The 12,525-nt window shown below is 74.7% G+C and carries 8 protein-coding genes and 1 tRNA gene; 7 read left to right on the forward strand and 2 right to left on the reverse strand.

Annotated elements, in window-relative coordinates; genetic code table 11:
• The first annotated feature begins 103 nt into the window (after window positions 1-103).
• Window positions 104-176 (forward strand) — tRNA-Ala (locus tag ACF068_RS16005).
• Between the two features lie 156 nt (window positions 177-332).
• Here ACF068_RS16005 and ACF068_RS16010 read toward each other — a convergent pair.
• Window positions 333-1,916, reverse strand: coding sequence for an NADH-ubiquinone oxidoreductase-F iron-sulfur binding region domain-containing protein (locus ACF068_RS16010; RefSeq protein ID WP_392274820.1), 1,584 nt, complete (start codon window positions 1,914-1,916; stop codon window positions 333-335).
• The gene (locus ACF068_RS16015; protein ID WP_392274821.1) at window positions 1,913-3,232 is read right to left on the reverse strand and encodes a hypothetical protein; all 1,320 of its coding nucleotides are present in this window, start codon (window positions 3,230-3,232) and stop codon (window positions 1,913-1,915) included. The genes ACF068_RS16010 and ACF068_RS16015 overlap by 4 nt, the downstream gene beginning before the upstream one ends.
• A gap of 405 nt (window positions 3,233-3,637) precedes the next feature.
• Here ACF068_RS16015 and leuS point away from each other — a divergent pair, with 405 nt between their 5' ends.
• The 6 genes from leuS to ACF068_RS16045 all read left to right on the forward strand — a co-directional run bounded on the left by leuS (window position 3,638) and on the right by ACF068_RS16045 (window position 12,463).
• Entirely contained in the window at window positions 3,638-6,508 is a 2,871-nt protein-coding gene (gene leuS / locus ACF068_RS16020) for a leucine--tRNA ligase (protein ID WP_392274822.1), read from the forward strand.
• 130 nt (window positions 6,509-6,638) lie between these two features.
• Complete coding sequence (locus ACF068_RS16025) at window positions 6,639-7,436, forward strand: hypothetical protein (RefSeq protein ID WP_392274823.1); 798 nt, start codon at window positions 6,639-6,641, stop codon at window positions 7,434-7,436.
• A gap of 65 nt (window positions 7,437-7,501) precedes the next feature.
• Window positions 7,502-8,347, forward strand: a complete 846-nt coding sequence (locus ACF068_RS16030) for a DegV family protein (protein WP_392274824.1) — start codon at window positions 7,502-7,504, stop codon at window positions 8,345-8,347.
• A 257-nt stretch (window positions 8,348-8,604) separates the two neighbouring features.
• Complete coding sequence (locus tag ACF068_RS16035) at window positions 8,605-9,675, forward strand: helix-hairpin-helix domain-containing protein (RefSeq protein ID WP_392274825.1); 1,071 nt, start codon at window positions 8,605-8,607, stop codon at window positions 9,673-9,675.
• Complete coding sequence (locus tag ACF068_RS16040; RefSeq protein WP_392274826.1) at window positions 9,672-12,194, forward strand: ComEC/Rec2 family competence protein; 2,523 nt, start codon at window positions 9,672-9,674, stop codon at window positions 12,192-12,194. The genes ACF068_RS16035 and ACF068_RS16040 overlap by 4 nt, the downstream gene beginning before the upstream one ends.
• Window positions 12,195-12,217: 23 nt before the next feature.
• Window positions 12,218-12,463 (forward strand): hypothetical protein, encoded by a 246-nt coding sequence (locus ACF068_RS16045; protein ID WP_392274827.1) that lies wholly within the window; start codon window positions 12,218-12,220, stop codon window positions 12,461-12,463.
• Window positions 12,464-12,525: the final 62 nt, after the last annotated feature.

The raw sequence follows: 12,525 nt of genomic DNA on the forward strand, positions 1-12,525 counted from the left end.
GTGAACCACCGGGGGGACCGTGTAATGTTCTCTGTGTCGCCGCGAGGGAAGCCCGCAAGGGAGACCCGACCAGGAGGAAGCTTCTGGAAGGCGGCACAGGCAAGGGGCTATAGCTCAGTTGGTAGAGCGCCTGCATGGCATGCAGGAGGTCAGGAGTTCAATTCTCCTTAGCTCCACAGAACGAAGAAGGCGGGCCGTCCGATCGGACGGCCCGCCTTCTTCGTGTTCTTGGGGGCGGTTCCCGGCCCTGTCCCTGGTGGCGGTTTTGGGGCCGTGTCCCTGGTCACGCTTCCCGGCGGCCGGAGCCGCCGGGAACCATGACCAGGGGCCCGTCAACCCCGCCCGCTGCCGAGGGCCTTGCGGTCGGCGCTCGGCAACGCGGGACGCGAGGGCCGATCCTGCGGGCCCTGCTCCAGCCGGAGCGCCAGCTCGGGGCAGCGCCGTACCGCCAGTTGCGCGCGGTCCCGCAGATGGACCGGCACCGACGCGTCCGCCAGCACCGGGTAGCCGTCACGGCCCATCCGGATCAGCTCCGGGAGGATGTCCGCGCACAGCCCGTGGCCCTTGCACAGCGTCCAGTCCACGGCCAGCTTCTCGCCGCTCGGGATGGACTCCACGGCCTCCTGGTAGCCCGGCTCGGGCAGCGGCAGCACCCCGATCGTCGGACGCCCGCAGCCGCCGTGCAGCACATGCGCGGCCAGGTCGTCGGTGAAGGCGGACAGCGTCGACGCGAAGAACCGGGCCGACCCGTCGGGGTGCTTGCACACGCCGCGGCCCTTCACGGCCTGGGTGACCTCACGCAACGCCTCCAGGGCGGCCGGTCCGCCGCCGTTCAGCACGTCCGACAGGCCGCCGGCCGCCGCGGGCAGGCCCAGGCGGCAGGGGCCGCACTGGCCGGCCGTCTCGGCCGCCAGCCAGTTCGCCACCCGCTGCGCCTCGCCCAGCGGGCAGGTGTCCGGACCGATCGGCAGGATCGCACCGGCTCCCAGGGCGCCCCCCACGGCCGCCATGGACTGCTTGGAGATGACGCAGTTGTCGACGGCCATGGAGTCGATCCAGTTGCCGTGGTACCCGCCCGTCAGGACACCCTGCGGGACCTGCGGGGCGCCGGCGAGCTGGAGGACGTACCGCATGGGGACGCCCGTCGGGACCTCCACCACCATGGGCCGGGCGACCTGGCCGGAGATGGTCAGCATCACCGTGCCGGGCTCGCTGTCCAGGCCGTGCTGGCTGTAGCGGCCGGCCCCGACCCGGGCGGCGACGGCGAGCTGGGCGAAGGTCTCCGCGTTGGACAGCAGCGTCGGCGCGTTCCCCACGCCCGACTCGGCCGCCCGCTCACGGCGCCCCGGCGGGATCGCGGGGCCGCCGTTGACCGCGCGGATCACCGAGGAGGCCTCACCGGACACCATGCGCTCGGGGGTGCGCACGACACGGGCCCGCAGGCGCTGCCCGCGCCGGTCGGACAGGCCCCGCTCGGCCAGGGCGGCGCGGATGGAGACCTCGGTGGAGTTACGGGTCACCGCGACGACCAGGGTGCGGGCGCCGAGCGCCTCCGCGGCCAGCAGGGCGCCGTCCAGGATCAGGTGCGGGGCGCGGTTGAGCAGCACCGTGTCCTTGCGGCAGGCGGGTTCGCCCTCGCTGCCGTTGACCACGACGACGGGGCGCACCCCGCGCCGGATCGTCGCCTTGGCGACCGCGCGCAGCTTCTTGCCGAAGGGGAACCCGGCGCCGCCGCGGCCGGTCAGGGATATCTCCTCGGCGAGCTGGGCCAGGCGCTCACCGCCCATGGGTTCGAGCGGGCCGTGCACCTTCAGGTGCATCTGGAGGTCCAGCCGCTCGACCAGGTCGAACCCCTGGGTGAGCTGCGGGAGGCCGACGACACGGACTTCGGGGACGTCGGGGAGCGGGGCGTTCACGGGCGGTCTCCTGCTGGTGCGGTCCAGGGCTCGCCGGCCGGCGGCTGCTGGAAGGGGCCCTGTGCGGGCTCGGGGGCGTCGGCGGCGCCGTACGGCGGCGGGGTGGTGCCGTGGCCGTAGGAGTGCTGCTGGGCGGTCTCCTGGGTGTAGGAGGCCGGCCCGGGGGACTGTGCGGGCGGCGGCGGGGAGGGGGTCGGCCAGTAGCCGGGACGGGTCGCCGGTTCATCGGTCACCACCGGCAGCTCCTCCGTCATGGGGACGCGCTCGGCGTACGGGATCTCCTCGGTGGGGGCGCCGGACGCGTTGCCCAGGGACACGGCCCGGTACCCGGCGGAGATGCCCGCCCCCGTGGTGGAGGTGGTGGTGGAGGACGAGGGGAAGGCGGGCTCGTACGGCGGAGCGGCGGGCGGGGTCAGGGTGCGGGGCCGTTCACGCGGGCGGCCGCCCAGCGGGAGGTCGGGGGACGGCGCCTCGGGGCGGCCGGCCGGCTCCCGGCGGAGCTCCTGCTCGAACGGGGAGGTCTCGAACCCGGCGGGCGCGGCGATGGCGGACGTACCGGGCAGCGGGGCCACCGACGGGTCCCGCCGCCTGCCCCGGGGGCGGCCCGGCCGGTCCGAGCCCGGCCCCACGAGGGACAGCACGCGCTCGGTGAGCCGCTGCTGGACGGGGCGGGGCAGCAGCCGCAGCGAGACGGCCGCGGCGGCGCCCGCGAGCGCCAGGCAGTACATGGTGGTCACCCAGGTGGCCGCCGGGCGACCCGCGTAGAGCCCGTGGACGAGCGCGCTGCACCACGCCGGGTAGGCCAGCATGTGCAGCGGCCGCCAGCGGGCGGCGATGCTGCCACGGCCCGCCAGGGCGCTGCGGGCGGCCCCGGTGGACGCGGCGATCACCATCAGCAGACCGGCGAGCGAGCCGAAGCCGATCAGGCCGGACGTGCCGGTCACTCCCAGGCCGAAGGGGATGAGTGCCCCGATGAGCTCCACGTGCCCCAGGGACACCTTGACGGTGGCGTGCAGCAGGAGGAAGCCGAGGGAGGCGACCGCGGTGGTGCGGTGGATGGCCTGGGCGAGGAGCCGGTTGCGGGTGGAGAGCAGCAGCCGGTCCTGGGCGAACAGGCCCCAGGCGACCGAAGCGGTCAGCGAGACGAGGGAGAGGACGCCCGTCGCGAAGTCCAGGGCGGCCCGGAAGCTGTCGCTCCCGCCTATCGCGAGCGCTGGTATGAGGACCAGTGCAGCCGCGGAAAGCCCGCCCTGTACCGGCTTGCTCATTCCGGCCTGAAGGGCGGGCGAGGAGCGGATCTTGCGATGAGGGTTCATGGGGGGCGACTCCAGTGGTGCGGAAAAGAGGTCCCGTGGCCGCATGCTAAGTCGAGGCATACCAACGGGTACGAGCTTTGGGCGTTTGAAGTTCGGAACGACCGACAACTGACTTTGGGGTTGCCCTGGATAGGGTCGATACGCGGAGTAACCCCGGGGCCCCGGACCACCTCCGCGCGGCACGACCGCCCCGTGGACCTCGATGCGGCTCCACCGGGCCCTGCGGTACCCTGACGCCATGCGTGCCGTACGCCTCCTGCTTAGCGAGCCGCGCTGATCAGTACCGGCGGATGAAACATCCAGCCCGGAATCGGCGCGGCGTCCCCTCCTGTGCGAGGGGATTTTTCATTTCGCCGCGTCACCGAGCGGCAACCGGCAGAGACGATCGATGGAGCTTCAAGGACCATGAGCGAGATGAATCCGGCTGCCGCCGAGGCAGCAGCCCCGCACCGGTACACGGCGGCCATGGCCGCCGACATCGAGGCACGCTGGCAGGACGTCTGGGACGCCGAGGGCACCTACGAGGCGCCCAACCCGAGCGGAGACCTCGCCGGTGACCCGGCCGTCGTCGCCCGGCCCAAGAAGTTCATCATGGACATGTTCCCCTATCCCTCGGGTGCGGGGCTCCACGTCGGCCACCCCCTGGGGTACATCGCCACCGACGTCTTCGCCCGGCACCAGCGCATGACCGGGCACAACGTGCTGCACACCCTGGGCTTCGACGCCTTCGGCCTGCCAGCCGAGCAGTACGCCGTCCAGACCGGCACACACCCGCGTGTGTCGACCGAGGCGAACATCGAGAACATGAAGGCCCAGCTCCGCCGGCTGGGCCTGGGCCACGACAAGCGCCGGTCGTTCGCCACGATCGACCCGGACTACTACAAGTGGACCCAGTGGATCTTCGTCCAGATCTTCAACTCCTGGTACGACACCGAGGCGAAGAAGGCCCGTCCCATCGCCGACCTGGTCGCCCGGTTCGAGAGCGGTGAGCTCCCCGTACCCGGCACCACGCGCGCGTGGAGCGAGCTGACCGCCGCCGAGCGCGCCGACGTCCTGGGCGAGTACCGCCTGGCCTACGCCTCCGACGCGCCCGTCAACTGGTGCCCCGGCCTGGGCACCGTGCTGGCCAACGAGGAAGTCACCGCCGACGGCCGCTCCGAGCGCGGCAACTTCCCCGTCTTCAAGGCGAAGCTGCGCCAGTGGAACATGCGCATCACCGCCTACGCGGACCGCCTGCTGGACGACCTGGACGCGCTGGACTGGCCCGAGGCCATCAAGCTCCAGCAGCGCAACTGGATCGGCCGCTCCGAGGGCGCCCGCGTCGACTTCGCCGTCGGCGACGACGCCATCACCGTCTTCACCACCCGCCAGGACACCCTGTTCGGCGCCACCTACATGGTCCTGGCGCCCGAGCACGAGCTGGTCGAGAAGATCGTCCCGGCCGCCTGGCCCGAAGGCACGCACGACGTCTGGACCGGCGGTCACGCCACCCCGGCCGAGGCCGTCGACGCGTACCGCAAGCAGGCCGCGTCCAAGTCCGACGTCGAGCGCCAGGCCGAGGCCAAGGACAAGACCGGCGTCTTCACCGGCGCGTACGCCGTCAACCCGGTCAGCGGCGACCGCGTCCCCGTGTTCATCGCCGACTACGTCCTGATGGGCTACGGCACCGGCGCGATCATGGCCGTGCCGGCGCACGACTCCCGCGACTTCGCCTTCGCGCGCGCCTTCGAGCTGCCCATGCGCTGCGTCGTGGAGCCCTCGGACGGCCGCGGCACCGACCCCTCGACGTGGGACGAGGCCTTCGACTCGTACGACGCGAAGATCGTCAACTCGGCGAACGACGAGGTCTCGCTGGACGGCCTGGGTGTCGTCGAGGCCAAGGCGAGGATCACCGACTGGCTGGCCGCCCGGGGCATCGGCGAGGGCACCGTCAACTTCCGGCTGCGCGACTGGCTGTTCAGCCGCCAGCGCTACTGGGGCGAGCCCTTCCCGATCGTCTACGACGAGGACGGCACCGCCCACGCGCTGCCCGAGTCGATGCTGCCGCTGGAGCTGCCCGAGGTCGAGGACTACTCGCCGCGCACCTTCGACCCGGACGACGCCGACACCCAGCCCGAGACGCCGCTGTCGCGCAACGAGGACTGGGTCAACGTCACCCTGGACCTGGGCGACGGGCCCAGGAAGTACCGCCGCGAGACCAACACCATGCCCAACTGGGCCGGTTCCTGCTGGTACGAGCTGCGCTACCTGGACCCGCACAACGACACCGCCCTGGTCGACCCGGCGATCGAGCAGTACTGGATGGGCCCCCGCGAAGGACAGCCGCACGGCGGTGTCGACCTGTACGTGGGCGGCGCCGAGCACGCCGTACTGCACCTGCTGTACGCCCGCTTCTGGTCCAAGGTCCTGTACGACCTGGGCCACGTCTCCTCGGCGGAGCCCTTCCACAAGCTCTACAACCAGGGCATGATCCAGGCCTTCGTCTACCGGGACGCGCGCGGCATCGCCGTTCCGGCCGCCGAGGTGGAGGAGCGCGACGGCGCCTTCTTCCACCAGGGCGAGAAGGTCAGCCGCGTCCTGGGCAAGATGGGCAAGTCCCTGAAGAACGCCGTCACCCCGGACGAGATCTGCGCCGAGTACGGGGCGGACACCCTGCGCCTGTACGAGATGGCCATGGGCCCGCTGGACGTCTCCCGCCCCTGGGACACGCGCGCGGTGGTGGGCCAGTACCGGCTGCTCCAGCGGCTGTGGCGCAACATCGTCGACGAGTCGACCGGCGAGGCGACCGTCGTCGACGCCGCGCCCGACGAGGACACGCTGCGCGCCCTGCACAAGGCGATCGACGGCGTGGGCCAGGACATGGCCGCCATGCGCTTCAACACGGCGATCGCCAAGGTCACCGAGCTGAACAACCACCTGACGAAGTCCGGCGCCCCGGTGTCGCGGTCGGTCGCCGAGCCGCTGGTCCTGCTGGTCGCGCCGCTGGCCCCGCACATCGCCGAGGAGCTGTGGCGCAAGCTGGGCCACACCGACTCGGTCGTCCACCAGGACTTCCCCGTCGCGGACCCGGCGTACCTCGTCGACGAGACCGTGACCTGCGTCGTCCAGATCAAGGGCAAGGTCAAGGCGCGCCTGGAGGTCCCCCCGTCCATCACGGACGCGGACCTGGAGGCGCTTGCCCTGGCCGAGCCGGCCGTCGTCACCGCGCTGGGCGGGGCGGACGTGCGCAAGGTGATCGTGCGGGCACCGAAGCTGGTGAACATCGTCCCCGCGTGACATCTGGGTGTTTTCCCCTACGGGCAGGTTGGGGGTTCGTGAGGAACCCCCGGCCCGCCCGTTCCGTTTACCGTGGAAGGGCGACGGACGGCCGCGTCCGAGCCGCACCGAGTGACATCGAGGGGACCCCATGGCAGAAGCGATCGCGATCCTGGCGCTGCTCTTCGTCGCCTTCGTCGCCCTGGGGGTGTACGTGACGGTCAAGGCCGTCAAGGCCGCCAAGCGCGGAGTGGACCGTACGATCATCCAGGCGCGGCGCACCGTCGAGGACACCACCCTGCGGGCCAAGAGCTACGGACCGGGCGGTGTGACCGCCGAGCTGGCCCAACTGCGGCTGTCCCTGCGGACGTCGATGCGAGCCACCCAGGACGCCCTGGAGGCCGGGGCGGCCGAGGACGCCTCGCTCAAGGAGTCCCTGGACCTCTTCCGGCGGCTCAGCGCCCACGGGCACGAACTGGACGAGGACCTCAAGCGGCTGGAGAAGGACCCGGACCGGGCCGGGGTCGCGGCGCAGCTCGGCGAGCTGCGTGAGCGCACGGAGCGGATCACCCACTCGGCGGAGTCGCTGCGGTGGGCGGCCCGTGACCGGGCACGCAAGTTCGCGGACGACGACCTGGCGTCGCTGAGCGCCCAGATCGACGTCGAGGCGGGAGCGCTGCGCCACTGGGCCGGCGCCGGCCAGGACGACCTCTCCTGGGCGGACGCCCCGGCGGGCGTCGACGCGCGGCACCGGACGCGGCCCTCGGACCCGGCCGGCGCGGGTACCGGTGACGCCGCCACGGGCCCGGCCGACGCGTCCACGGGTTCGGCGGACGCCGCCACGGGTCCGGCCGACGCCGAGGCGCCCCGGGCGATCACGGCGCCGGACCCCCGGCAACAGCCCTTCTACTCCTGGCAGAAGTCCGCCCGTCCCGAGACCACCAACTGACCGGAACGGATCACCGGCGGGGGCGGGCTGCCGTACGGAGCCCCCTCCGGGGTACCCTCCCGGTCATGTCCCGCCATGTCGCGATCGTCACTGATTCAACGGCCTACCTGCCGCCGCGGACGATGGAGCGGCACGGTATCACCGCGGTGCCGCTGACCGTCGTCCTCGGGGACCAGGCCCTGGAGGAGGGCACCGAGATCTCGGCCCGCTCGCTGGCCCTCGCACTCCAGAAGCGCCGCTCCGTGACCACCTCGCGGCCGAGCTCCGAGACGTTCGCCGCCGCCTACCGCGCGGCGGCCGGGCGGGGCGTCACGGGGATCGTCTCGCTGCACCTGTCGGCGGAGTTCTCCGGGACCTACGACGCGGCGCTGCTGGCCGCCAGGGAAGCGCCGGTGCCGGTGCGGGTGGTCGACACCGGGATGGTCGCCATGGCGCTGGGCTTCTGCGCGCTGGCCGCCGCCGAGACGGCGGAGGCCGGAGGCACCCTGGACGAGGTGGTCGCCGCCACCGAGAAGCGGGCCGCCGGCACGTCCGCGTACTTCTACGTCGACACCCTCGAGTACTTGCGCCGGGGCGGCCGCATCGGCGCGGCCCAGGCCCTGCTCGGATCGGCACTCGCCGTGAAGCCGCTGCTGGAGCTGGAGGGCGGCCGGATCGAGCTGCGGGAGAAGGTGCGCACGGCGTCGAAGGCCATCGCCCGGCTGGAGGAGATCGCCGCCGACCGGGCCGGAGCCGGCCCCGTGGACATCGCCGTGCACCACCTCTCCGCCCCCGACCGGGCCGCCGCCCTCGCGGACCGGCTGCGCGCCCGCGTCCCGGGCCTGGCCGACCTGCACGTGAGCGAGGTCGGCGCGGTGATCGGCGCGCACACCGGGCCGGGGCTGCTGGGCGTCGTCGTCTCGGCACGGTGACCACCCGCCCCGTGCGTCCCCCGCACGGGTGATCAGGTTCTCCACAACTGCCGGGCTGTCCACGGAATTGACGGCCGCTCGGCGGGGCCGGGCGGATGTGTCTAGCGTGCTGGGGCATGACGACACGAACACCCTCCGTGACATCTTCGGTGCTCTTTGCACGTGCGGCGAGCGGCCCCGGCCGGGCACCCGGCACCGACGGCCGGGCGCGCTCCCGGCGCCTCGGACGGCACCGGCCCGGCGGGAGACCGGCGGCCGTGCGCGCCGCGGTGACGGCACGCCGCCGCGCCGACGCCCTCTTCGCCGGGGCGGGCGCCTCGGCGACCCACCCGCCGCCGGGGCGGGCCCCGCTGTCCGGTCCGGCTGTGGTGCCGGTTGCGGCGCCGATCGCGGTGCCCGCTGATCTGCCGGCTCCGGTGCCCGCCGAGGTGCCGGCCGCGGTGCCCGCCGAGGTGCAGGCTCCGGTGCAGGCGGGGGCGGCCGCTGCGGTGGACAGGGCCGCCGTCGTCACTGATGCCGGTCCCGCGCCCGGCCTCGTGGACGCGGCCGTCGGGAGGTGGTCGGAGCGGTCGGCCGGCCCGGCGGAGGGCGGGGCCGGCGGGTCCGGGGGCGAGGCCCCGGAGGACGTTCCCGGTCCGCGCGAGCGGTGGCGGCTCGGTCTGCGGGACAGGGTGCCGCTGTGGCTGCGTACGCGGTGCGGGATGGAGCCCCGGACGGTCGTCGCGCTCACCGTGGTGCTGGTCGTCGCCACCGCGCTCGCCGGCCGGCACTTCTGGGCGGGCCGGCCGGAGACGGTCCGGGCGCCCGAGGTGGTCGAGGCGGCACCGGCGGCGGCCGGGCCGGCCGGGGGCGCGCCCCGCCGTGCCGGGGCCGGGGCGCCGCCGGTCGTGGTCGACGTGAGCGGCAAGGTGCGGCGGCCGGGGGTGCTGCGGCTGCCCGCCGGATCCCGGGTCGCCGACGCCCTGCGGGCGGCCGGTGGAGCCGGGCCCGGCACCGACCTCACGGGGCTGAACCGGGCCCGCGTGGTCATGGACGGCGAGCACATCGTCGTGGGTGTCACACCGCCACCGGCGGCAGCGGGACCCGGGTCCGGGGTGACGGGGGACGCCGGGGCGTCCGGTCCGGGCGGCGGCGCGGGGCCGGTCAGCCTCACCACCGCCACCGCCGAGCAGCTCGACGCCCTGCCGGGCGTCGGCCCCGTGCTGGCCCAGCACATCGTCGAGTACCGCACCCGGCACGGGGGTTTCCGGTCGGTGGACGAGCTCCGTGAGGTCAACGGCATCGGTGAGCGCCGGTTCGCGGACCTCCAGCCCCTCGTACGCCCGTGAACCGCCCCGAGGTTCACACCGCGTCCGGTACCCGGCTGGGCACCGCCGACCCCTGGCAGGAGGGCCCCACCGACGTCCGCCTGGTCGGTCCCGCGCTGGCCGCGTGGGGAGCGGCTGCGCTCGCGCTGGGCGCGCCCGGCCGGTGGACGGTGGCGGGGGTGGCGCTCTGCGCCCTGGGCGGAGCCGTGCTGCTGCTCCGGCCGGGCGGTCGGTGGGGCGGCCGGCGGGGCGGTCGGCGCGGCACGCCCGGGACGGCGCCCCGGCGGCGGGCCCGTGCCACCGCGTCGGCGGCGGTATTGCTCTGCGCCGCGGCCGGTGCGGCATCCGCGGGACTGCACGGCGCCGACCTGCGGCGCGGACCCGTCCCCGCGCTGGTGGAGCGGCACGCGCGCGTCACCACCGAGGCGACGGTCACGTCCGATCCGCGGCTCACCCGGACGCGGGTCCACGGGCCGCGGGTGGCGCCCGCCGTCATCGTGCTGGACGCCGACCTGACCCGGGTGGCGGCGTCCGACGGAGCGGTCACCCGGGTCCGCACGCCGGTGCTGGTGATCGTGTCGCCCGCCAGGAGCGGCTGGCAGCGGCTGCTGCCGTCCACCCGGCTGCGTCTCACGGGGCGGCTGGCGCCACCGCGGCGCGCGGGTGAACCGTTCGCCGGGGTGCTGCGGGTGGATCCGGGCCCGCCGCGCGTCACCGGGCCGCCGACCGCGCTCCAGCGCACGGCCGGTGACCTGCGGGCGGGGCTGCGGGACGCGACCGACGGACTGCCGCCGGACGCCCGGGCCCTGCTGCCGGGGCTGGTCGTCGGGGACACCTCCCGCATCCCGCCCGATCTGCACGACGCCTTCCGGGCGACCGACCTGACGCACCTTCTGGCCGTCTCCGGGAGCAACCTCACCCTGGTGCTGTTCCTGCTCATCGGCCCGCCCGGAATCGCGCTCAAGGCCGAACGCGGGGGACTCGCGCCCCGGTTGGGCATCCCGCTGCGGGTGACCGCGCTGCTCGGCGGGGCGCTGACCCTGGCCTTCGTCCTGGTCTGCCGGCCCGACCCGAGCGTGCTGCGCGCCGCCGCCTGCGGGCTGATCACGCTGCTGGCCATCGGCACCGGACGCCGCAGGTCGTTGCTTCCGGCGCTCGCCGCCGCCGTCCTGCTGCTGGTGCTGTACGACCCCTGGCTGGCGCGCAGCCACGGCTTCCTGCTGTCCGTATTGGCGACCGGAGCGCTCCTCACCCTCGCCCCGCGCTGGAGCGCGTCCCTGCGTGCGCGCCGGGTGCCGCCGCGGCTCGCGGAGGTACTGGCCGCGGCGGCCGCGGCGCAGGCCGTGTGCGCCCCGGTGGTGGCGGTCTTCGCCGCCCGGGTCGGTCTGGTGGCGGTGCCGTGCAACCTGCTCGCCGAGCCGGCCGTGGCCGCGGCGACCGTGCTCGGGTTCGCCGCGCTCGCCACGGCACCGGTCGCGCCGCCGGTGGCCGCCCTGCTCGCCGGGTGCGCGGGATGGCCGGCCGGGTGGATCGCGTCCGTGGCCCGGACGGGAGCCGCGCTGCCCGGGGCGGAGGCGGCATGGCCGGGCGGCTGGGGCGGGGGACTGCTGCTCGCCGCCGTGACGGGACTGCTGGTGCTGTGGGTGCGGAAGGCGCGGCACCGGGCGTGGCTGGCCGGGGCGTGCGGCGTGCTCCTGCTGCTCGCCGTGGTCAGGCCCCCGCCGCTCACCAGACTGGTCACCGGGTGGCCGCCACCGGACTGGGTGTTCGCGATGTGCGACGTCGGCCAGGGCGACGCGACGGTCCTCGCGGCCGGCGACGGCACCGCCGTGGTGGTGGACGCCGGTCCCGACCCGGAGCCCGTGGACCGGTGCCTCGGCGACCTGGGCGTGCGCCGGGTGCCGCTCGTGATCCTCACGCACTTCCACGCCGACCACGTCGCCGGCCTCGCGGGCGTCCTGCGCGGCCGGTCGGTGGGGGCGATCCAGACCACGGGCCTCCTCGACCCGGCCGACCAGGCGGCGTTCGTACGGCGGACCGCCGCCGGGGCGCGGGTGCCGGTCGTCCGGGCGGGAGCCGGTGAGCGGCGGCGGATCGGGTCGCTCGACTGGCGGGTGCTGTGGCCCGGCGCCACCGCGTCCGGACTGGACCCCGAGGGGCCCAACGACGCCAGCGTCACGCTCCTCGTCCGCGTCGGCGGCGGCCCGACGCTGCTGCTCCTCGGCGACCTGGAACCACCGGCCCAGCGGGCCCTGCTGCGCGCCCACCCCGACCTGCCGCCGGTCGACGTCCTCAAGGTCGCCCACCACGGCTCGGCCCACCAGGACCCACGCCTGATGGACAGGGTCAGGCCCCGGCTGGCCCTGGTGTCGGCCGGCCGCGACAACCCGTACGGCCATCCCTCACCGCGCACGGTCGGTGCGCTGCGGGCCGGGGGAGCGGTGGTGCTGAGCACCGACCGACACGGCGCGATCGCCGTGACGGGCGGGGGGCGGGAGTTGCGCGCCGTCACCGCGGCGGGGCCGGGGCCGGAGCCGTAGCGGCCGACGGGAACAATGTCCCCGTGAGCGATGTGAGACATGTGCTGGTGCTGCCGGACCGGGACGCGGCCGAGGAGGCCGCCGAGGAGCTCGGGGAACAGTTCGCGATCACGGAGGAGCCCCAGCTCGTGCGGGACGCCCTGGCCGGTGAGGACGACGCCGAGGACGCCCAGTGGCTGGTGGTGGTCGAGGACCCGGACGGGCGGCTCGCGGCCGCCGACCTCGACGCGTTCGCGGCGCGGTGGGACGGCTGGCGGGAAGAACCGTAGGCGAGGGGCGGGAGGGGGCGCCGGGCGGGGCCGCGCTGTCGGTGGGCCGTGCGATGCTGGTT

Source organism: Streptomyces sp. NPDC016309, assembly GCF_043077235.1.
In the GTDB taxonomy this organism is placed as follows: Bacteria; Actinomycetota; Actinomycetes; order Streptomycetales; family Streptomycetaceae; genus Streptomyces.